15 protein-coding genes and 1 tRNA gene are annotated in these 20,565 nt (G+C 57.5%); 5 read left to right on the top strand and 11 right to left on the bottom strand.

Going from position 1 to position 20,565, the window contains the following annotated elements; translation table 11 throughout:
- Positions 1–95: 95 nt before the first annotated feature.
- The 8 genes from AC3CCE_RS13150 to AC3CCE_RS13115 all read right to left on the bottom strand — a co-directional run bounded on the left by AC3CCE_RS13150 (position 96) and on the right by AC3CCE_RS13115 (position 12,038).
- Positions 96–1,046 carry a hypothetical protein gene (locus AC3CCE_RS13150; RefSeq protein ID WP_352519046.1) on the bottom strand — a complete coding sequence of 317 codons (951 nt, stop codon included), beginning with the start codon at positions 1,044–1,046 and terminating at the stop codon, positions 96–98.
- A gap of 1,392 nt (positions 1,047–2,438) precedes the next feature.
- Complete coding sequence (locus AC3CCE_RS13145; protein ID WP_352519047.1) at positions 2,439–4,064, bottom strand: type I restriction-modification system subunit M; 1,626 nt, start codon at positions 4,062–4,064, stop codon at positions 2,439–2,441.
- Positions 4,061–5,200, bottom strand: coding sequence for an AAA family ATPase (locus tag AC3CCE_RS13140; protein WP_352519048.1), 1,140 nt, complete (start codon positions 5,198–5,200; stop codon positions 4,061–4,063). Before AC3CCE_RS13140 ends, AC3CCE_RS13145 begins: the two co-directional genes overlap by 4 nt.
- Entirely contained in the window at positions 5,197–6,453 is a 1,257-nt protein-coding gene (locus AC3CCE_RS13135; RefSeq protein WP_352519049.1) for a restriction endonuclease subunit S, read from the bottom strand. The genes AC3CCE_RS13140 and AC3CCE_RS13135 overlap by 4 nt, the downstream gene beginning before the upstream one ends.
- A 40-nt stretch (positions 6,454–6,493) precedes the next feature.
- A complete protein-coding gene (locus tag AC3CCE_RS13130; RefSeq protein ID WP_352519050.1) occupies positions 6,494–9,517 on the bottom strand; it encodes a type I restriction endonuclease subunit R in 3,024 nt (1,007 codons plus the stop codon).
- A 499-nt stretch (positions 9,518–10,016) separates the two neighbouring features.
- Positions 10,017–10,427 carry a ubiquitination-like system serine protease family protein gene (locus AC3CCE_RS13125; RefSeq protein WP_352519051.1) on the bottom strand — a complete coding sequence of 137 codons (411 nt, stop codon included), beginning with the start codon at positions 10,425–10,427 and terminating at the stop codon, positions 10,017–10,019.
- Positions 10,424–11,626, bottom strand: a complete 1,203-nt coding sequence (locus AC3CCE_RS13120) for a ThiF family adenylyltransferase (RefSeq protein ID WP_352519052.1) — start codon at positions 11,624–11,626, stop codon at positions 10,424–10,426. Before AC3CCE_RS13120 ends, AC3CCE_RS13125 begins: the two co-directional genes overlap by 4 nt.
- The gene (locus AC3CCE_RS13115) at positions 11,586–12,038 is read right to left on the bottom strand and encodes a multiubiquitin domain-containing protein (RefSeq protein WP_352519053.1); all 453 of its coding nucleotides are present in this window, start codon (positions 12,036–12,038) and stop codon (positions 11,586–11,588) included. The genes AC3CCE_RS13120 and AC3CCE_RS13115 overlap by 41 nt, the downstream gene beginning before the upstream one ends.
- Positions 12,039–12,219: 181 nt before the next feature.
- Between AC3CCE_RS13115 and AC3CCE_RS13110 the strand changes: the two genes are divergently transcribed.
- The 3 genes from AC3CCE_RS13110 to AC3CCE_RS13100 all read left to right on the top strand — a co-directional run bounded on the left by AC3CCE_RS13110 (position 12,220) and on the right by AC3CCE_RS13100 (position 15,724).
- The gene (locus tag AC3CCE_RS13110) at positions 12,220–12,606 is read left to right on the top strand and encodes a helix-turn-helix domain-containing protein (RefSeq protein WP_352519054.1); all 387 of its coding nucleotides are present in this window, start codon (positions 12,220–12,222) and stop codon (positions 12,604–12,606) included.
- Positions 12,593–13,459, top strand: a complete 867-nt coding sequence (locus tag AC3CCE_RS13105; protein WP_352519055.1) for an ImmA/IrrE family metallo-endopeptidase — start codon at positions 12,593–12,595, stop codon at positions 13,457–13,459. The genes AC3CCE_RS13110 and AC3CCE_RS13105 overlap by 14 nt, the downstream gene beginning before the upstream one ends.
- A 444-nt stretch (positions 13,460–13,903) precedes the next feature.
- Positions 13,904–15,724 carry a hypothetical protein gene (locus tag AC3CCE_RS13100; RefSeq protein ID WP_352519056.1) on the top strand — a complete coding sequence of 607 codons (1,821 nt, stop codon included), beginning with the start codon at positions 13,904–13,906 and terminating at the stop codon, positions 15,722–15,724.
- A 302-nt stretch (positions 15,725–16,026) separates the two neighbouring features.
- On the opposite strand, the gene AC3CCE_RS13095 is transcribed toward AC3CCE_RS13100, so the two are convergent.
- The 3 genes from AC3CCE_RS13095 to AC3CCE_RS13085 all read right to left on the bottom strand — a co-directional run bounded on the left by AC3CCE_RS13095 (position 16,027) and on the right by AC3CCE_RS13085 (position 19,710).
- Positions 16,027–17,808, bottom strand: coding sequence for a site-specific integrase (locus AC3CCE_RS13095; RefSeq protein ID WP_352519057.1), 1,782 nt, complete (start codon positions 17,806–17,808; stop codon positions 16,027–16,029).
- A 97-nt stretch (positions 17,809–17,905) separates the two neighbouring features.
- Positions 17,906–17,982: transfer RNA gene (locus AC3CCE_RS13090), tRNA-Arg, on the bottom strand.
- Positions 17,983–18,177: 195 nt separating this feature from the next.
- Positions 18,178–19,710, bottom strand: coding sequence for an ATP-binding protein (locus AC3CCE_RS13085; RefSeq protein ID WP_352625111.1), 1,533 nt, complete (start codon positions 19,708–19,710; stop codon positions 18,178–18,180).
- A gap of 344 nt (positions 19,711–20,054) precedes the next feature.
- Between AC3CCE_RS13085 and rpmH the strand changes: the two genes are divergently transcribed.
- A complete protein-coding gene (rpmH, locus tag AC3CCE_RS13080; protein ID WP_008833937.1) occupies positions 20,055–20,189 on the top strand; it encodes a 50S ribosomal protein L34 in 135 nt (44 codons plus the stop codon).
- 16 nt (positions 20,190–20,205) lie between these two features.
- A complete protein-coding gene (rnpA, locus tag AC3CCE_RS13075; RefSeq protein WP_023736958.1) occupies positions 20,206–20,559 on the top strand; it encodes a ribonuclease P protein component in 354 nt (117 codons plus the stop codon).
- The last annotated feature ends 6 nt before the right edge of the window (positions 20,560–20,565 follow it).

Below are 20,565 nucleotides of genomic sequence, written 5' to 3'. Positions count from 1 at the left end.
TACGCGAGGCGCTTTGGTTCGTGATAAGCGATGAAAAGAGAGGCAAGGTTCGCTTAAAGCGAACTAAGAGGCTGCAGGGGCTATGACATAGATGCCTAACTCGCTGCCGGTTTGGGAGGATGTTTTGCTGACGTCGCCTTGAAAGCCCTCTCCGGAGGCGTTCCGAGCGCTTCAAGCTGCAAATCTACACTTCGGCGCTGCACCATTCTGGTTACTCGCTCTAACCGTTTGGCAGTCATGTAAACGGGCACCAGCACTAGGCCTTCTTGGGCTGCCGCTTCCGACCCTGTTTCGATCTTATCTAGGAAGGCGACTGAATTCTTTTCCACGCTATATACTGTCAATTCGGTGCCAGATGACGTTACGTCGGCCGTGGCGCGAACGTCGAACCGACTTTCCGAGCCGTTCAGCGTTTCGTAAAGGTCGTGTATTCTCTCCTGGCCATCAATAGTCATACGCTGCCTCTTGGCAATTTTCTTCTCTTCTTCGTCGGGGTAGATAATCTGCTCGCCTTGAGCAGTCATGCCATCTCCGACATCCCGAGGATCTATGTAAGCGGGCTTCACAAACCCATTCCGCGCGATCTTCTCTATTCCATGGTGAATCTGAATCATGTCCGGGACGTCTTCTGGAAAAACGTCGTGCGCATGCATAGCGGCCATTACGGCAGAATACTTGCTCGCGAGTTTGCCGTCACCATTGGGGTCTTGGTATTGCGCTTTCAGAAAGTACTTACATACGTCTCGAAAAAGATCTCGTGCTGACTTTAGCTCGCTTGGCTTGATGAAGCTCTTCCAGTATTTCTGCTGGTAGAAGCGGTCTCGCTCAACTTGATCACACTCCAGCCGCAAAGCGTGGGCGTAGACAGTTGCGATGTCGGTTCTCAGCGCTTCGCGGTAACCGCTCTCGCGCTCAGCATAGCGTGAACTGCATGCATCGAGAGCTGCTATCGTATCGGTTTCATACCTAAGTTTGAATTCTGCATCCTTTTCGACCGGCTCGTTAGCCTGATCACGGCTTGCTAGATATTCTTCGAGTGTTTTCATAGTCAGTCCTTTCGATTGAGATTGCTAATGGCTCCGGCCAAGCGGCCGCGACATTCATAAGCGTTGCGATGAACCGCCTGACGCAAACCTTGCTCATCTATGTCTATTCAAAGAACGGAAGTTCAATGGCGACTTCCATGGGCGCGGAGTTTCTGCAACCCATGGAGAAGGAGATAGTGAATGGATTGCGCGCTTAAGAGTGCCGTGGTTGAGACACCCTATCCCAACTACCTGACCAGTTTAGGCAAAAATCTCAGAAAATATCGGTTATTCAATATGTTAGGTAAACGACAGCGGTTTTGAATTCTAACGTTTTCTGACCGCGCTCAGCGTGCCGGCGAAGCGTAATCTTCAAGCAGTCTCGTCATCTGCTGATCAGGTCCAGAAAGTGGGATTGGTTGCGGCACAATTTCTGATGGGAACGTGGGCAAGTTCATGTCTCGCAGCGCTCTCGTGTCCAGTGACGATCGCAGTCGCTCAGTCGCCCATTTCGATTGGCTAAGAAATTCCCGGATCGCGGTTCTATGCCCCAACATAGTCTGAGATGTAGTTTGAAAAGTTGGGCTTGTTGGATCCAGCCCTTGCAAGAACCGTCGCTGCCCGAACTCGCTCACAATTAAGAAGGGGCTAACATTCTTAAACTCGGTCCAAGCTTGGGAGAAGCGGCGCCACGCGCATGGCTCTTCACCCCAGAGATGGCCCCTCTCCAACAAATAGAATGCCTTGCTGATACTCGGACCCGCACGAGAATTGTCGTTCTTCGGGACGTAGGTGACATGGAACCTGACTATCAGGGCAACCAAGCGCTGCAGGTCTCTGTCCCGAAATTCCCAAATTAGCTCGTCGGCTCGCTCATCAAAACATTTGGAGATGATATCACTCGGACTGGCGTACTGTATCAAAATTGGCAGCAGTGCCCTCTGGCTCTCAGGATCTGCAGTCGAAAATGCGTCGCCCACGTATCGCGCCATCATTATGCTGGATATCAGCGCAGCGGAACTGGTGTGTTGAGGCCAACGCAATATAGCGACAAGTTCAAATAGGCGCTTAGGTCGCTGCCATTGGTCGCCACTAATTTCGGCATCCCAGAGGTGCTTGATAGCCTGGTCCAGATACCGCGACTTTCCTGCCATGGTTGGATCTCACAGAACCGAATCACCCAGCGGGCCGCAATCACCCGATTGTTGTGACGAGGTGATAGCAGGGACGGGATCCATTGGTCGACTGCGGTCGCCCGACTCGTGGCGATTCACTCCAAATGGCGTGGCCGATCTACGACTGCTTTGCGCCCCCATTCCCGCCATTCGAACGCACGCCAATGGTGACCGAGAGCGGACGTCGAAATCACCTGCTTCTCAAGTTTCAACTCAACGGTCGGGCTGAAAGCACAAATCATCCTTCTGAGCGCGGCAAAGCTGGAAGCCCAAGCTCCTGCAAGAATTTGTTGTGCTTCGCTGTCGCTTCGCGAACCTGTTTCTCGATATCGACCAACTCTTCGTGGGCAGCCATCAGATCGATTTCGAGTTCCTGCTCGGCGGTGCTGATGTAGCGGGAGATATTGAGGTTGTAACCCTCCTCGGCGATACTCTCCATGCTGACACGCTTGGAGTAGCGGTCCTGCTCCTTCCGGAACTGGTAGGTCTCGATGATCTTGCGGATATGTTCGTCCGTGAGTTGGTTCTGCCGCTTGCCCTTCGCAAAATGCTCGGCCGCGTTGATGAAGAGCACATCGTCCGGCTTCTTGCACTTCTTCAGAACAAGGATGCAGACCGGGATACCCGTCGAATAGAACAGGTTGGCGGGCAGTCCGATGACAGTGTCGATGTAACCGTCCTGCAGCAGCTTGGTTCGAATGCGCTCTTCCGCACCGCCTCTGAACAGCACCCCGTGGGGGAGGATGATGGCCATCACGCCCTCATCCTTCAGATAGTGGAAACCGTGCAGCAGGAAGGCAAAGTCCGCGGCCGATTTGGGGGCCAACCCGTAGTTCTTGAACCGCACATCGTCGCCCATCGCCTCAGTAGGGTCCCAGCGCAAGCTGAAGGGCGGATTGGCCACGATGGCATCGAAGGAGGGCTTCTTGGCGGGATTCAACTCGCGCAGGATGTCCCAGTCGTTGGTCAGCGTATCGCCGTGGTAGATCTCGAATTCAGTGTCTTTCACGCCATGCAGCAGCATGTTCATGCGCGCAAGGTTGTAGGTCGTGATGTTCTTCTCCTGGCCGTAGATTCTGCCGATGCCGTGCGGCCCCATGCGCTTTCGCACGTTCAGCAGCAGTGAACCGGAGCCGCACGCGAAATCGAGCACGCTTGCGAGCCGTTCTTTCTTTCCGGTTGAGGGCTCTTGGCTGTCGAGCGTCACTATAGCGGAAAGGATGTCTGACACCTGCTGGGGGGTATAGAACTCGCCCGCCTTCTTGCCCGACCCGGCCGCAAACTGGCCAATCAAATATTCGTAAGCATCGCCCAGCGCATCCACGTTGGACGGGAAGTCGGCGAGCCCCTTGGCGATCTCGTTGATGATGGCGCAGAGTTTGGCGTTGCGATCGGCGTATGTCCGACCGAGCTTTTCCGAGCTAAGATTGATTTCCGAGAAAAGGCCGCCAAACGTGCTCTGAAACGACTCGTTCTCGATGTATTTGAAACCCGCCTGCAGGGTGTTCAGCAGTTCGCCATTTTGAGTGCGCGCCATATGAGCGATGCTGGTCCAGAGGTGCTCCGGCTTGATGACGTAGTGCGCCTTAAGACGCATCTGCTTTTCAAACTCCGCAACATCATCGGGGTTCTGCGCGTACCAAACAGATAGGGGCGAGCGCCCGCCGTTGCCGATAGCGTTGGGGTCTGGGTAATCGCGCCCAAGCTCCTTCCTGGCGGCCATCTCGTAATTGTCCGAGAGGTAGCGCAGGAACAGGAAAGACAGCATGTAGTCGCGGAAATCGTCCGCATTCATCGCGCCGCGAAGCGTATCGGCGATGTTCCAGAGCGTTTTGCCCAGTTGCTTTTGGGCTTGGTTGTTCATTGTGCAGGTGCCTCCTCTGGGGCGTCCACATGCGCTGGGGCGGGCGCTGGCGCGTGGAGGACAAAGTTGTATTTGCCCTTCAAGCCAAGGAAAACCCTGTCAAAAAGTTCTCGTGAGTCCTTCTCTAGGATCTCGCCTTCGAAGTAGTACACCTTCTTATGCGAAAGCGTGTTGATGACACGCGCGACATCCTCAGAGTCGCTGATGCCTATTTCCCTAAGCACATAGCCAAACTGGCCAACCCCTAGGAAGGACGCCACGTTCTCCAGCACCTGCCGCAGCAACGCAAAGTGAAACGCCCTTACCTCGTTCGCTGCCGACGCCTCTTCAAGCAGTTGCAGAAGGCGCAAGTGGTAAAGCAGAACGTCGTTGTTCGGGCTCTCCAACGCAAGCTCACCGTTTTTGGCGCTGAGAATGCCGACTTTCGCATGTTTCTTGAACTTGTCGGCCTTCTCACCCTTCTTCAGCCAATCGGCAAGTATTGCGAAGAACCCCAGGTGATGCGTGGTGATGATGATCTTGCGCTTCTCGAATTGGTCCTCGATCAGATCGAACAGTGTTGAAGCCGTGATAAAAATGTTGTGGTCGTCCAAACTGGACACCGGATCATCGATGAAGAAGTGGGATGCCTGCTGGTCTGCCCATCCATCGACCTCGAAAAGCGCAAGGAAGAAGCACCAGATGAAAATCCGCTCTTCGCCGCGTGAAATCTTGAAAGCGACCTTAGATATATTGCTGGGGTCATCAGGATCTGCCTCTTCCTGAAAGAACGATACTGCCTGAATACCGTCTTCAGGATCGTCATGAGGAATGAACTCAAAGCGATAGCCCGGCTTGAAGCGGTTCAGCTTGTCGCGCACGTCGTCTTCGGTCAGAGAACCATGAAACCTGTTCAGGCTGCACTTGCGAATATCCAGCCGGATGGGCGTTCCGTCGTTCTCGGGATCGTTCTGCCAGGCGAACAGATCCTCGCTATAAGCGTTGTAGTAGACACCCGAATGCGCGCCATCTTCTCCCTTTGTCGCGTCCTTGTAGGCGACCGAAAGCCGTGTTTTGCCGGTCGCGTTGAACGCATAGAGCAGGGTGATCTGTTCTTTACCGTCACGAATAAAGGTGGCGATTTCAGAATGGTTCACGATGCAGACTCTTCAATAAACGGGAAAAGCTGCTGCATGAGGCCCTTCTTGTGGGTCTTGACCGCGTTGAGCTTTCGGGTCTCGGCGGCGATGAGTTCGTCGAAGGAGGTGAGGCAGTCGGCGATGCGCTGTTGTTCGGGGAGAGAAGGCGCCATGACCACGAGCTCCAAGACGCTTGGCTTGGAGATGTTCTTCATTGAGCCAGAACTACCTCCTGCCAGCCCAGATAACGCTGCTCGCCCCATATCTGAGCCAAGAACGAGCGCAACAAAACGCATATCAGCCCCGGGTCTTGGCTTGGCAGCCCATAGGCGATCAGGAAGAAAGATATTTGGATAGCCGTCCTTTACATATGCGTTGGCACCCACGAGTGCCGGCGTATTCATGCGGCTAAGGATCACTGTATCTGCGCGGACCGGCTCTCTGACGCGCTTGATTTCTTCCTCATCAAATACAACTTTGTTCTCAAGCGGTTCGAAAACTCCATTTGTGACAGCGCTTGTCTTTAAAACACCAATCTCATAGCTCATCGCGGGCCGGTCACCTGAATTGACGCTCACACCAGCATCAAGCGCGCTCACCAACTTAGAAAGTGGAACTTCCGCCCACTTCCCTGCCGCCTCAAACTCAGGGAACCGGAGGCGGGGTTGGGTTTCGCCTTCCTGGGGGAAAAGCTGCTGCATCATGCCCTTCTTGTAGGCCTTCAGCGCCACCACCTTCCGCCCCTGCGCGGCAATCAACTCTTCCGCAGAGTCCAGACAGGTGGCGATCTTTTGTTGTTCGAGACAGGACGGCAGCGCCAGTTGAAGGCGCGCCAGGTCTTTGTAATAGATGCGAACGCGGACGCTTCCATCGCCCTTTTCCGAGACATAATTCTCCCAGGCGTCGGAGCGCCGGAAGTGATCGAGATAACTAGGATCGAGCCTGTGTGGACCAGTGCTTTTACACATGAAAACGACGTAGTCTGGGCTAACCAGAATGTCATTTTCACCTTGCCATCGAGCGATAGAGCCGATGTTGAGCCGCATTGGATTGTAAGCGAACCAGTCCTTCCGAACGACCTTGTAGCGTGCGGTGTCAGCCGCGACAATGCGCTCCTCCATCGGCACAATGCCTTCGACTTTAGACACCCCCATTATCTGCGAAGGGGCCTGACCTGAGCCATTTCGTTCTGTGCTTTCGGCCGTAGAGTCCCCCAGCTGCAAATCCTGCAATGAGTAACCGACAAACTCCGGAAAGCGGAGCTTGGGCACCAACGCTGATCCGCTGCCCGTCGCGGCTGGCGCGTTAGCCTTACTGCTCATATGCGCTCAGTCCCGAAATCTCGCGCCCATCGGCCCGCTTCAGCAGCAACGGCATCAGGTCGGCCATCAGGTCCAGTTCCTTCACCCGACGGGCCTTCCAGTTCAAACCAAGGGGTTCCATCAGGTCGGTCAGGGCCTCGCCATCGAAGATCATGCGTTTCAGTATCGTATCGACAAAGCCTTGCAGTGCCTCGATCGCCAGCCCGTGCTTGTCCGCTATGCCCGCCAGCTCCGCTTTATTCTTCTCCGCCTTGAATCGGCTGTACCCCTGGCGGATGGCCTTTTCGCTGAGGCCCTCGCCAGCCTTGAGGGTGTTGATAAAGGCCGCGATATCCTCGCGCTCATCCATAAACTTGGCGTCGGACTGGATCAAGCCGATCAGTTCCTGGCGGCTCATCTTCTGCTTGCCGGGGGTCGCCTCGGAATAGCGAGCGATCAGACCCATGATGTAGTCGTAATCGATGACGGCCGAGGCGAAGAGGACAAACTCGAAATCCAGCTGGTCGGCTTCCGGCGCCGGCGTGTCCGCACCCTTGCCATGCTGGGCCCGCAGGCGCTGCGCGGTTTCCAGATAGGCGCCGCGAAATCCCAGAAGGCTGTCGCGCGGCAGGATCGCTTCGATGGTCGCTGCATTCTCGGGGGTCAGGTCGGTGTACTGATCAAGCTGCGTCTTGAGCCGTTGGACCTCTTTGAAATGCTCTATGAATGCGGCGCGGGCGGCATCGCCTCTGAGGTTGGGCACGGCATCGGGGGCGCAATCGAGGCCCTGCGACTTCATGAAGGCGTCGAGCTCTTGAACCGCGGTCTCCAGTTTGTGGATGACCACCGGAGCTTTGTCTACGAGCCAGATTTCACGCGCCTTCTCGGCGGCCGCCTCGCCAGAAAAGAGAGAAATGGCGGCATCGACGGCCCCCTGCTGCTGCCGGAAATCGAGGATGTTGCCATAGGGTTTTGTGGCATTCAGTACGCGGTTGGTGCGCGAGAAAGCCTGGATCAGGCCATGATGCTTCAAGTTCTTGTCGACGTAGAGGGTGTTCAGGAACTTGGAGTCGAAACCGGTAAGCAGCATGTCCACGACGATGGCGATGTCGATCTTGTGGTAGGGTTGATCGGGGTAAGCCGTCTTGAGGTCGGCATCCGGCCACTGCTGGTCCTTGATGCGCTTCTGCACATCCTGATAATACAAGTCGAATTCACCGACCTTATGGTTGGTACCATAGTTGGCGCTATAGTCGGCGATGATGGCCTTCAGGGCCTCCTTCTTCTTTTCCGGCTCGACCGCGTTGTCTTCCTTTTCCTGGGGTAGGTCTTCCTGAATCTGCTTCACATCAGGATCGCCCTCGGCGGGCGGGGAGAAGACGCAGGCGATGTTCAGCGGCCGAAAGGTGGGATCGGCGGCCAGCCTCTCGCCCTGTATGGACTTGAACAAATAGTAGTACTCGATGGCCTCATTGATCGAGGCAGTGGCGAGCAAGGCGTTGAACCGGCGCTGACCGGTTGCCGCGTCGTGCTTGGACAGGATCGCTTCGATGACCGCACGCTTCGCCAGCGGTTCGCCTGGCTTCGGCAGAGTCCTGCCCTGAGGCTTGTAATAATCGACATGGAACCGAAGGACGTTTCCATCTTCGATGGCATGAGTGATCGTGTAGGTGTGAAGACGCTGCTGGAAGAGGTATTCTGTCGTCTTCATGCTGGCCTGCGTGTCTTCGATCTGCTGCTGGGCCGCATTCTGATCGAAGATTGGCGTCCCGGTGAAGCCGAACAGTTGGGCGCGCGGGAAGAAATCCTTGATGGCCTTGTGGTTCTCGCCGAACTGCGATCTGTGGCATTCGTCGAAGATAAAGGCGATCCGCTTGTCGCGTAGGGGTTCTAGCTGCTCCTTGAAGCTCTTCTTGCCGTCCTTCTTCTGCTGCTTGTTGCGCTTGCTGTTTTCGTCCAGCGCGAGGCCGAGCTTCTGAATTGTGCAGACGATGACCTTGTCGGCATAGTCGTCTGAGACAAGGCGCCGGACAAGGGATGCGGTGTTAGTGTTTTCCTCGACGCAACCTTCCTGGAATTTGTTGAACTCCTCGCGCGTCTGCCGATCGAGGTCCTTTCGGTCCACGACAAAGAGACACTTCTCGATGTCCGGATTGTCCTTCAGCAGCGTTGACGCCTTGAAGGAGGTTAGTGTTTTGCCGCTGCCGGTGGTGTGCCAGACGTAGCCATTTCCGCAGTCTTGCGCGATGGAGTCGACGATCGCCTTCACGGCGTAGACCTGATACGGCCGCATCATCAGGAGCTTCTGCTCGCTTGCGACCAGAACCATGTAGCGGCTGATCGTTTGGCCGAGCGTGCACTTAGTCAGGAAAGTCTCGGCAAAATCGTCCAGATGGACAATTTTCTTGTTTTCTACGTCTGCGAACTCATAAACCGGTAGGAAGCGTTCCTCTGCATTGAAGGAGAAATGGCGCGCGTTGTTGTTCGCGAAATAAAATGTCCGATCGCGGTTGCTGACTATGAATAGCTGCAGAAAGCAAAGGAGGGTCTTGGTGTAGCCGTTTCCGGGGTCGTTTTTGTATTCTACGATCTGCTCCATGGCACGGCGCGGTCCAACGCCGAGTGTCTTTAGCTCGATCTGAACCACGGGCACGCCGTTGATAAGGAGGATGACGTCGTAGCGATGGTGACTGTTGTCCGTGTTGATGCGTAGCTGATTGACTACTTCAAACGCGTTCTTGCACCAGTCCTTGATGTTCACGAGCGTGTAGTTGAGCGGAGTGCCATCATCACGCATGAAGCTGCTGCGTTCACGGAGGATTCGAGCAGCTGTGAAGACATCAGGTGTGACGATCTCGTCGAGAAGCCGAGAGAACTCCGCGTCTGTCAGGTGAACGCGATTTAGCGCCTCGAACCTCTTGCGGAAGTTCTGCTCCAGCGACGCGCGGTCGCGAATGTCTGGGCGATGCTCATATTTCAGGTCCTGCAGCTTTGTAACAAGTGACTTCTCGAGGCCGCTTTCAGTAGTGTTCATAGTGAGAATGCCGCTCCGCCGTCACAAAGCCATACAGGTGCCACTCGAGGATTCGATACTTGTAGCCGTAGATTGTCGAGAAGGGGAGCCCTGCCAAGGGATGCCGCCTGGCACCCAATCTCAAGCAGCCCGGGATGGATCGCGGGCTGTACGTCCGCTACTCCAGCATGGAGGCCAGAACCGCCGGTCCGCAGTCGGCCAAATGCTGCCGGGCGGTAATGCGCCTCATGACCTCCGTAAAGGTCCACTTCACAGCTTCTTAAGAGCAGACATCGCTGGCGATGCCCTCGAAGTCGACCATGCCCACTTCCGGACGTTGGCTTCTATGTTGGAAGCGGGCATTGGTTGGCAGGGCCAGAACTGCCGCTTGCTGCCCGTCGCGCTTGCCTTTATCAACCGCAGATCGAGGCATTTGGGCCTCATGGCGTGCTCGCTTTGTCTGTCGCCAACTGACACCAACAAAACAGGCAGGCCGGGATTAGCCTGCCTGTTGCGAGGGCTACCGCGGCCGCCCAAAGGAGGTGAACCGGGTCCAGACACGGCCCAGCGCAGACAGCACACGCTTCAGGAAGGACTGACGCGCGGGGTCGCCGTGCGCATGGCGTTCGATCTGCTTGCGCATCACCGCTTGTGACGTGGCTGGATCGAAGGCGCGCAGCCATTCAACCTCGCCAGCCGTAATGAAGTAATGCGAATTGCAGGGTGCATCGCAGACGGCAACCGAAGGGCGCACCGTCGCCATACCGCCTTGTTCAGTGACCTGGTGGCTGTCGGGCACCAGCAACGAGACACGATGACCACAGCCGCAAGCGCACAGCAGGGCCCCGATCTCGAACTCCTCGCTGTGATAGACGACGCCCGGCATCAAAGGCTTGGGCATGCGCTCGACCGCTTCATAGCGAAATCTCATCTAGGCTCCCCCGCCCGGTCCATTTCGAAGGTCACGGTATCGAAGATTATCGAGGTCGCATCACTCTCCCGGTCCAGCAGCCCGAAATGCTGCTTGAACCGGATCACGGCCATGTTGGCATTCAGCGCATTAAGCTCAGGAATCTGCGCCTGCTTGCGATATTCGTCAGCTTTCGCGTTTTCGACCGGCAGACGCACCGTTCCCCGATTGTTGTCGAAGGCTTCACGATCGGTGCCCGTAATGCGCACGAAGCCGCTGAGCCCGACGGTTGAGCGATTGAGGCCCATGCCGCAATCGACAAAGGGAATGTTATTCGCACTTAGCCAGTCCACGATAAGCAGGCGCGCAGGTCCCTCATCAACCGAGACGAAGACGAAATCGAAATCGCGGAGGCTAACAACATTGTCGGCCGTAATGCGTTCGGCGACCGGGACAATGCCCGAATGCCATTGATCATAGTGCGTGGCTAGCGCCTCGACCTTCAGCTTGCCGATGGCGCCGGGGATAAAGCCCGGCCATCTGAAGATCGTGTGGAGATGAACCTTGTCATCATCGAACAGCGCGATCTGATCAAGATGCGTACGGGCCACCAAATCGAGAATGAAGGAGCCGGTTCCGCCAAGGCCAACGATCGCGACCTTCTTGCCACGCAGGAGTGCTGAGAGATCATTGAGATGATAGCGCGCGGACATGGTATCGGGAAAGCGCAGTGGCGAACCCTGGGCCGCCGCCTTGACGGCGATGCCACGAAGGGGGCTAGCATTCGGATAAGCGTTGATCGCCGGCGTCGTGATCGTATCGATGTACGTCTGCACCTTTTCCTCGAACGACTGGTACGCGCGCAGCGCGCCCTGCTCATCCATCAGCTTGTAAGAGAAGGAGCAGGTCATCACGAGATCGGGCGTCACCTCAACGGGATTGGGGCCGCCGCCAAGCCTGAGCTCGCGTCCCTGCTGGTCATGGGGTCTGCTCCCGCGCCACCAGGCCTGATGATCGGAGGGCGGGCCGATAATCGGGCTGGTCAGACCAAGTGGGCAGGCCCAATCGCCGTGCTGAAGCCCGCCCTGGTTGTCGAGGTAGGGCAGGCCGTAGATAACGAGATACCCGCCCACGAAGTCGATCAGGTATCCCGTCTCGTCCAGATCGCGCAGGGCGGGATTATGATTCACCAGTTCCGGCAATGCGAAAGCGCATTCCATCTTTCACCTTCACTTTCTGACCGGGTGCGAGCGTGCCGCTCGGGTTCTCGACCGGACCGTGGGAGTATTTGATAAGATACTCGTTCGAGGGCTTGCCGCCCTGCCCGAGATAGAGATCGACCACGCGGGCGTAAGTGATCTCTTTGGTGTCGATCTCGTGGTCATCCCCATTGACGAGAATGTCGAAGACCTTCTGGCTATAGAAGTGCTGATCCTGCGTCAGATGGATCGGCGTCTCATCGCGAGGAATGGGCTCATCTTCTTCGTCGCCCGCGGCCTCGCGGTAGAGCTTCTCGTGCTTTTTGATGTCGGCCAGGGCATAGACCGCTTCACCCGTCGTCGGGTTGGGCGACTTGGTCGCCACGCGGTTGATGTGGATGCGCACGATGTGCGCCGCAGCGATGTCCGGCATGGTTTATGTCCTTTCCCGCCTCTGGCGGTGCTTGCGTTTCGCCCTGGCCGGTGGCATTTTGGTGTCCACCCAGACAACAGGGAGGGTTCGAAAAAAGCCCTAGTCTAGCTCATGCAGACCAGAGCCTGTTGTCTACACAGACAACAAATAGGCATTAAGTAAAATTTGTCAAGGAGGACGAATGCCGGACACAGCACTGGGCGTGTGGTTGAAAGGCCTGAGGGAGGAGAAAAAGCTGAGTCTGAGGGATCTAGGCCAGCGCAGCGAGGTCGATCACGCCTACATTCATCGACTTGAAACGGGCGTGAAGGAAGCCCCATCCGAAGACGTTCTCGACAAGCTCGCACAGGGGCTGTCAGCCTCAAAGCGCGATCGCGACATTCTGCACCATCTGGTGCGCCAGACGAACGTCGATCCGACTATCCTGGAATTTGTCCGTAAGGACCAGAGTATCAGCGCCGATGAGCTGCAGATGCTGTCGACTGTCGTGAATCGCGGCGCGCGCGCGGATTACGCGACCTCGCTCGCCCGCATCAGGCGCATGATGACGGAAGATGATGATGGATGAATTGTCAGTAGTTTCATCGGCCCGGGCTTTTGTCAGCAAATGCGGACCTCTTGCTCAGCCGGTTTCAGTCGATACCTATGCGTCAGCTATCGATGGCACAATCAAGAAGCAAGCCTTGAACGACGGCGAAGATGGCTGGTCGTTCAAGACGCCCAAGGGCAAGTACAAGATCTGCGTGAATTGTAATCAGAGCGACAGGCGCCAGAGATTTACCGTCTGCCACGAGGTCGCCCACGCGGTTTTAGACATCGTCCCCGACCACAGCCAGCCAGGCTGGAGTTTCAGCAAGCGGCCCCAAGGCGAGATTTTCTGCGACATTTTCGCCGCCGAGCTACTCCTACCATACAAGCTCTTCAAGCCGCAGGTTGACATGTCGGAAATGGGCATGGCGGCCGTCGGCACGCTGGCCGATGATTTCGATGCCTCGCTTCTTGCGGCCGGCTCGCGTTTCGCGACCTTCTCGAAAAATCTCTGCGCGTTCGTCGTCTCCGAAGGCGGCAAGGTTCGCTACAGCACCCGCTCGGCAAGTCTACGCCAAGCAAAGGGCTGGGTCAGGCCCGGGGCGCTCCTACCCGAGGGTTCCTACAGCGCACGAGCACGAGCGGGCGAGAAGCCGTCAGGACCTGAAGAAGCGGAGGCCGATGAGTGGTTCGAAGACTGGGACCGCGATGGCGGCCTCTTCGAAGACGTCTTGCATTTTGGTCAATGGGATCAGACCATGACGCTACTGTGGTACGAAGAGGACGACGCCCCGCCCGCGCGTCCCGAGCGGAAGCAATGGGAGGAACAGACCTACGGCCTGCGTGAGCTTGACGGCAATCTTCCCTGGCCGGGCGGCAGGAAGCGGCGATAGGTGGAGACCTAGGTTTGCTAGGCCAGCGGATCGATCGCCCCCAATAAGCAGACCTTTTCAGCGTCCGGGCAGGATCATTCCCGTCGGGCCACGGCCCAACTGATGCCCGGCGATATTGTGCCTCATGTCGGTCATTGCGGACTGTTATGCAGGTTCCTAAAAGCAGACACAATTTCTTCGAATTGACCGAGAGTGTACAGTATGACCGTCCGTGCGCGAACCCTTGCCGAGTCGAGCGCAGCCAACAGGTCGGTGCTTCGAACTCTACGCGGTCCCCGAACTTGTCGGGATGCTTCGAATAAACCAACACCGGTGTTCGACGGATGTAAGCCCAGTGTTTTCAACGTCATTGACAACAGTTGACGGGGATGGACGGCTACTAACCAAAAGATTTGTGTTGCTCTAGGGTGGTGTCTCATAACCTCAAGAATTTCGCGGGCGCCTATGTCTACCCAGCTGGTCAAAGATCAAATCAAGGCATTCCTGAAAACCGAGACGCCCGAGGTGCTTTGCATTCGTGGCAACTGGGGAACGGGCAAAACCTACAACTGGCAAACCACGGTCAAGGCCCTCCGGAAAGACCCGAAGGCAGTCGCCCTGAAGGAGTATGCTTACGTCTCCCTATTCGGTGTGAGCTCGATTACCCAGATCAAGGCCGGCATTCTTCAGAACACGGTGGTTCGAGACAAGATCGGCGACCTGATCACGTCTGAGACGGTAAGCGAGGTGGTTTCGAGGGGTGAGAAAGGCCTCAAAACCAGTATTCTGAAGGTCTTTTCGCTTGGCGGGAGCGGCATTTTCGATGCGGCGTTGTCTGCGCTGTCTCTGTTGTCGACCAATCAAATCATCTGTTTTGACGATCTGGAGAGAAAAGGCGCCGGGATAAGCGCAGGGGACATTCTTGGTTTCATTTCCTACCTCAAGGAGGAACGCCGCTGCAAAGTCGTGCTGCTGTTGAATGACGAGGGGCTGAAGGGCGCCGACAAGGACCAGTTCACGTCCTACCTGGAGAAGGTGGTCGACATAAACCTGCGGTTTGCGCCGACACCGGCTGAAAGCGCCAAGATTGCCATGGACGGCGTCGCGGGCACCGATGCGCTTAAGGCAATGGTCAGCGAGCGGTCAGTCAAGCTGGGCATCGATAACGTGCGCGTCATCCGGAAAATATTCCGCCTAGTGGCGCTGATTGAGCCGATGCTGAAGGGGTACCAGCCCGGCGTCCTAAGAAGCGTCGTAAGCTCGCTCGTTCTCTTCGGATGGTGCCATTTCCAACCCGAGAGGTCGCCGTCGACGGAATATGTGAAACAGAAAGGTCTCTGGGAAACTGCCGCCGAGCGACAGAAGAAAAAGGAAGATCCTGTCGCAGAGAAGTGGTCACAGCTCTTGCGCAGCTACGGATACGGGCACACCGATGAATTTGACTTGGTGCTTATGCAGGGTGTCGCCGACGGCTACTTTGAGCAAGACAGTATTGATGCTCATGCCGCAGAACTACACAAAAGGGAGCAGGCTGGCGAGGCGCGCAGGGAACTCGACGCGGCGTGGGATAAATTCCACTATTCCTTCCGCGACTCCCAGGACGAGGTGCTAGGGACGATGTACGACGCCTTTATGAAGAATGCGGAGTTTCACAACTTAGGCGCTGTCACCGCACTTATCGACCTATTTCGGGAATTGGAGGGTCGAGAACGTGCGGACAAAATGTTCGAGCGCTTTGTTGAGACCCACAAAGAGATTCCCGGCGCGTTCGATACGAGCAGCATGCTCCGATTCGGCCATGAGATCCCCGATGACATGAAGCAAAGAATCGTCGAGCTAAATGCGGGAGAGGCGCCCAAAATGACGGTCGATGAGTTGTTCCTGAAACTTGAACGCGAAGGCTTCCATTCCAAGGTCGCCGACCGATTGGCTGAGGTTCCGGTTGAAGAATATGTGCGTGTGTTGACCAGTTTCGTCGGCGAGGACCTCGCCAAGATTAGACGTGGGCTCACTGCCGACCTGAATGTCATCAATCCCAACGACGCGTCTATCCGCATTATGGACCGCGCCGGAGAAGCACTGAACATCATCGCCAAGGAGAGCGGCTTTAATGCGCGGCGGGCGAGAGGGTGGAGGCTTATTCAACGGCTGGAGGCGCCGAAGGTTGAACAGGAAGAGGAAGGCGGCATAGCGGAAGCTACCGCTGAACGGGCACCGAAACCGGCACGACCGGCACCGGCAAAGCCTGCGGCGAAGCGCAAGCCGCGGGGAAAAGCCGCGGAATGACCGCCCAGCGGTGACGCCCGCGAGAGGCGTCACCGCTTTCCGAAGGTCTACGACTGATACCGCGTTGTCCATGCAATTTCGGCTTCGATCACCTGCAGCCGGTCGAAGCCGCTACTCGCCGGTCGGTCGTCAGGGTTATCTGGTTCGACGTCACGGCGAGCGGAACCAAAGGGCAGGTTTCAGTGTTAGGCAGACCCAGAACGGCAGCTTACCGCCGAGCGTGCACCAGAACCGGACCGTCCAGACACGGCCCATTGCTGCCATCCCGTAGAGCAGGCATCTGTGGCCAATTGGTACAAATGTCACGAGTGGCTTTTCCAGCGCGGCAACACCAGTCCATCGTAGGTAACCCGATCGATCTCAGTCTGCAGGCGCTCCAGCGAGATGCCACGATCCATCACGCCGTCGCTCCTGCGCATTCGTCCATAGCTGCGGCCGACGCCGCCACCAGCATGGCCGGTGAACGCGTGGTGGACTTCCTCGGAAATTCCGGCCTCGCGGCAAGCTCGTTTGAAGGTATGCCGGAACGAGTGAAATGTTTTCGACGGGCTGTCGACGGCGTACTCACCCAAGTAGCGGCCAAACCACTTCGACCACAACTTTGCTTTGGGTCCGATTGGCGAACTGAACTCGGCCCAAAGCGGATGGTCAGCCTTTGCCTTCTTCGCTCGTTCAGCGACATAGTCGAGTAAACCAGCGGCGATGAGGTCGCGATGGATCGGCACTGACCGAGCCGAGCTCGTAGTCTTCAGGTTCTGATCATCGCCGTCGTCATTGAAGTCGATGAAAGCAATGCCGGCGCCACCGTTTCGGATATCACCGAGCCTCAGCTGCGCAATCTCAGATCGCCGCGCGCCAGCGTAAAGTGCAATGACCGGGAACCAAAAGGCGGCTTCGCCCTTGCCGCCGAGTTGACGCTTCCCTTCGACGAAGACCGGTGAAGCAAATAGCTTGTTCAACTCGTCGACGCTGAATGGCTCGTAATGGCCCTTTTCCATCGTTGATACATCGAAGGTAACATAGAACGGATTGGACCACCCCGAGGCGGCATCGAAGTGTCCGTCCTTCTCAGCCTTGGTCAGAACGCCGGCGAGAAGATTCAGGCTCTTGTTGATGGTCTGAGCGTCCCTTGGCTCGTAGGCGCTGAGATCATTCTTCAGCAATTCGGGCAACCGCATCTTCGCCAGCTTGTGTGGCAGTCGCTTCGGGACGCGAGCGAGCGCGTCGCGAAATTCACGAGTGTGCGTTTTGGTGATCTTGCCGACGTCGAGGTCACCATGCAGCTCGACGAACCTCTGCACGGCCCGCGTCGCTTCGTTGATTGACTCCTGACGTGGCTTCCGAGCCGACCGACTGTTCGACTGTGACCAGTTCGCTAGAGCGGTCGTTAGCGGCAGAGCTTTCGTCGTGGGGATGTCAGGGGATGCTATCTCCTCTCCGTTTAGCCGTGCCGTAATAGCTTGCACCGCCTTCCTCTGGGCCTTGATGAACGCTAGCTCAAGCTGCCGCCAGGCGGGATCATCCGGGTGGAGGACTATCCCGGCGTCCTCGACCGACTTGTTGATGATCCCGTGGATCGCTTCACTGCCGCGCATTTTTGCAACTTCATCACGCGACAACTTGTCAAGCGAGGATACGATTGCCCGATACGCCGCAATGTCACCGTCAGTCATCCCGGCTCCATCTGGCGAAAAGGCACCGGTGTCGAGGTCGAGTCCAAGACCCTTACTGCGCAATGCCTCGTCGTTTCTCATCAGCCTCGCGGTGTGAGCGGCTGCAAGCGCGTCGATCGTGGCAGGCGCGATCTCTGCTGGCGGCCCGTTGGTAATTGATTTCCTGGCAAGATCCACGAGACGGTGCGCTTCTTCGATCAAAGGAAGGGCGGCTCGTTCGGCTGTTCGCTGATCGTTGGTTCGCAACGATTTGACCAGTTCGTTCTTAAATCGGCCAGACCTGCGGTTCACGCACCATTCGATAGCTTCCGGCCAAGGCATCGGGAATGGCCGACCGGCTATGTCATCAGGCAGAGCGAACCGGAATTCGAACCGGTTCGCGCGACGTTGGATGTATTTCATGCGCGCCATTTTACACCCCGAATGTAGCACGCGAAAGTAGCACGCGTGCGGATCAGATAGCAGTAAAATCAACGCCTTAAGCGATTTCAAGCACTTGCTTGAAGAGTGGCGCGCCCGAAGAGATTCGAACTCCTGACCCCCAGATTCGTAGTCTGGTGCTCTATCCAGCTGAGCTACGGGCGCGCAATAGGCCATGCTTTACATAGCCCCGCTAACCGATCCTGACGACCGGCCGCGACAAGACGTGTTCCCTAGCGACTGAATTTCCGAAAAGCAAGCCAATCCGGCAAAAGTTTTCTCGCAGCTGCTTTCGACGGTGCCGATCAAGGGGTGCTGAGATTCAGCTAAGTCCGGCTTCGGCTGAATATCAAATACAGCTCAGGCCGGGCGGCGCAGGCCGCTGCGGGCCTGGTCGAGGCGGACCGGCTGGTCGGGGATGGTGACGGCGAAGGTGGTGCGTCCGCCGATCGATTCGACCAGCTCCACCGTGCCGCCATGGGCGCGGATCAGTTCGTGCGCGATGGCCAGGCCAAGGCCGGTGCCGCCGCTGCGGGCCGAGCCGCGAAACGCCGCGAACAGGTTTTCTCGAGCCTTCGCCGGCAGGCCGGGACCGGTGTCGGTGACAATGATGCGGCTTACGCTGCCTATGCGCTCGGCCGATACGGCGAGCCGGCGCACCAGCGCGCTCTCGGCGTCGGCCGCCATCGCCTGGACCGCGTTGCGACAGAGATTGGTGAGCACGCGAAACAGCTGGTCGGAATCGGCATCGACCTCGAAGGCGAGCTCGACGGCATTGACGAATTCGATGCCGTCCTCGATGTCGAGCAGGCCGTGGACGTCGTCGACCAGCTGGCGCAGCCGCAAGCGGCGGCGTGAGGGCGCCGGCTCCTGCGTGCGGCCATAGTGGAGCACGCCTTCGGAATAGGAGACGGCGCGGTCGAGCGCGCGCAACAGCTTTGGCGCGAAGGCCTGCACCGTCGGGTCCTTGACCAGGCGCAGGCGGTCCGACATCAGTTGCGCCGAGGCCAGGATGTTGCGCATATCATGGTTGATCTTGGAGACGGCGAGGCCAAGATCGGCAAGATGCTTCTGCTCCGACAGCATCTTTTGCAGCCGTTCCTGCATCTGCGACAGTTCGCGCTCGGCAACGCCGATCTCGTCGGCACGGGCGGCCGGGTGGATGATGCGCCCTGGATCGTCGGGCGCCTCGGAAAAGGACAGCATCGAGCGCGTCATGGTGCGGATCGGGCCGATCATGATCAGGTCGATCGCGGCATAGACCAGCATTGCGGTGAACAGCGAGATCAGCAGCGAGACGAAGGCGACGTTGCGCGAATAGCGCAGCATGGCGTTGCGCAGGGAATAGTCGGGCATGATCAGCTCGAATTCCTTGTCGCTGTCGCCGACCGGGCCGAACACCCGCAGCATGCGCTTGCCGCCGAAGAACAGCGTATGCAGCGCCCCGGTCATGCCCTTGATCATGCCGACATTGGCGATGTCGATATGCTCGTCGACCTGCGGCGGCATCTCGGCCACCACCAGCAGGCGCGATACGCCGCCGTCGCGCACCGCGATCGCCTTGGCGCCGATTGCCATCAGCACGTCGTTCTGGGCGGCGCGGGAGAGCGAATTGGGCTCGCCCTGCACCAGCACGATCGACACCGCGGCAGCGGTGCTTAGCCGCTCCTTCAGCCAGGCCAGGCGGTAGCTGGCGATCCAGGGCAGGAAAATGAGGACTTCGGCCAGGAGCACGAAGACAATGGTGAGCAAGAGCAGCTTGGTCGACAGGCCGCGCGCCAAGGGCACTGAACGATTGGGCACCGAACGGCTCGCAACCGGGCGAACGGTCGCCGGGCTGGCATCGGCTGTCGCCGGGCCGCTCCCTTCATCCGCTGATGCAACTTCGCTCATTAAGGCCTGTCTTCACAAACGCTTGATCGGTTGAGATTAGGCGATTGCGGCTTTTTTGCCAATTTCATCCTTCGTTGGACGATGGTGCCAGCAATAAAGATCGCCTCGAACTGGGTTTTCGCGCTGCGACGAACGGGGTGTCGCGCCATGACGAACTGGCAGTTCGCGCTGCGACGAACTGGCGTTCGCGCTGGATTGACTCCCAAAACCCTTCTTTCTATAAGCCGCTCACGCTCGGGCCATTCGTCCCGGCGCGGTTTCGATCGCGCCAATGCCGGCCCGGCAAAGCTCCTGTTACACAGTGACAGAATCAAGAAGGGCCGCACCCCGCGGTATTAAAACAAATGAAGCGTACCTACCAACCGTCCAAACTCGTCCGCAAACGCCGGCACGGTTTCCGTGCTCGCATGGCCACCAAGGGTGGTCGCGGCGTCGTCGCAGCTCGCCGCAACCGCGGCCGCAAGCGGCTCAGCGCCTGAACGGAAGACGAGATCGTTGCCCGCAACCGGCAAGCCAGTGGGACCAAACCCCAAGCGGCTTCTGAAACGTGCGGAATTCCTGGCCGTCCGCCGCGGTGAAAAGCGGCGCGGGCGGCTTTTTCTCGTTGAAGTTCTCGACCGCAAAGACGGCCTGCCGCCGCGCGTCGGCTTCACCGTCACCAAGAAGGTCGGCAATGCGGTTGTGCGCAACCGCGTCAGGCGGCGGCTGAAAGAAGCCGTGCGCACCCATGCCGCAAGTGACATGGCGCCCGGCAATGACTATGTCATCGTCGGGCGTGAAGACGTGCTTACCATTCCGTTCGGCCAGTTGAAGGCCGAACTCTCCCGCCGTCTCAGCGGAACACGATAGGCCAAG

The organism is Mesorhizobium sp. P160187, assembly GCF_057766425.1.
The sequence above is the reverse complement of the archived record's forward strand: the minus strand, read 5'-3'. Positions and strand labels throughout refer to the sequence as shown.

Bases quoted from the DNA above. Each gene is read 5' to 3' on its own strand.
- AC3CCE_RS13150 (WP_352519046.1), bottom strand. From the start codon at position 1,046: ATGAAAACACTCGAAGAATATCTAGCAAGCCGTGATCAGGCTAACGAG.
- AC3CCE_RS13145 (WP_352519047.1), bottom strand. From the start codon at position 4,064: ATGAACAACCAAGCCCAAAAGCAACTGGGCAAAACGCTCTGGAACATC.
- AC3CCE_RS13130 (WP_352519050.1), bottom strand. From the start codon at position 9,517: ATGAACACTACTGAAAGCGGCCTCGAGAAGTCACTTGTTACAAAGCTG.
- AC3CCE_RS13125 (WP_352519051.1), bottom strand. From the start codon at position 10,427: ATGAGATTTCGCTATGAAGCGGTCGAGCGCATGCCCAAGCCTTTGATG.
- AC3CCE_RS13120 (WP_352519052.1), bottom strand. From the start codon at position 11,626: ATGGAATGCGCTTTCGCATTGCCGGAACTGGTGAATCATAATCCCGCC.
- AC3CCE_RS13115 (WP_352519053.1), bottom strand. From the start codon at position 12,038: ATGCCGGACATCGCTGCGGCGCACATCGTGCGCATCCACATCAACCGC.
- AC3CCE_RS13110 (WP_352519054.1), top strand. From the start codon at position 12,220: ATGCCGGACACAGCACTGGGCGTGTGGTTGAAAGGCCTGAGGGAGGAG.
- AC3CCE_RS13105 (WP_352519055.1), top strand. From the start codon at position 12,593: ATGATGATGGATGAATTGTCAGTAGTTTCATCGGCCCGGGCTTTTGTC.
- AC3CCE_RS13100 (WP_352519056.1), top strand. From the start codon at position 13,904: ATGTCTACCCAGCTGGTCAAAGATCAAATCAAGGCATTCCTGAAAACC.
- AC3CCE_RS13095 (WP_352519057.1), bottom strand. From the start codon at position 17,808: ATGGCGCGCATGAAATACATCCAACGTCGCGCGAACCGGTTCGAATTC.
- AC3CCE_RS13085 (WP_352625111.1), bottom strand. From the start codon at position 19,710: ATGAGCGAAGTTGCATCAGCGGATGAAGGGAGCGGCCCGGCGACAGCC.
- rpmH (WP_008833937.1), top strand. From the start codon at position 20,055: ATGAAGCGTACCTACCAACCGTCCAAACTCGTCCGCAAACGCCGGCAC.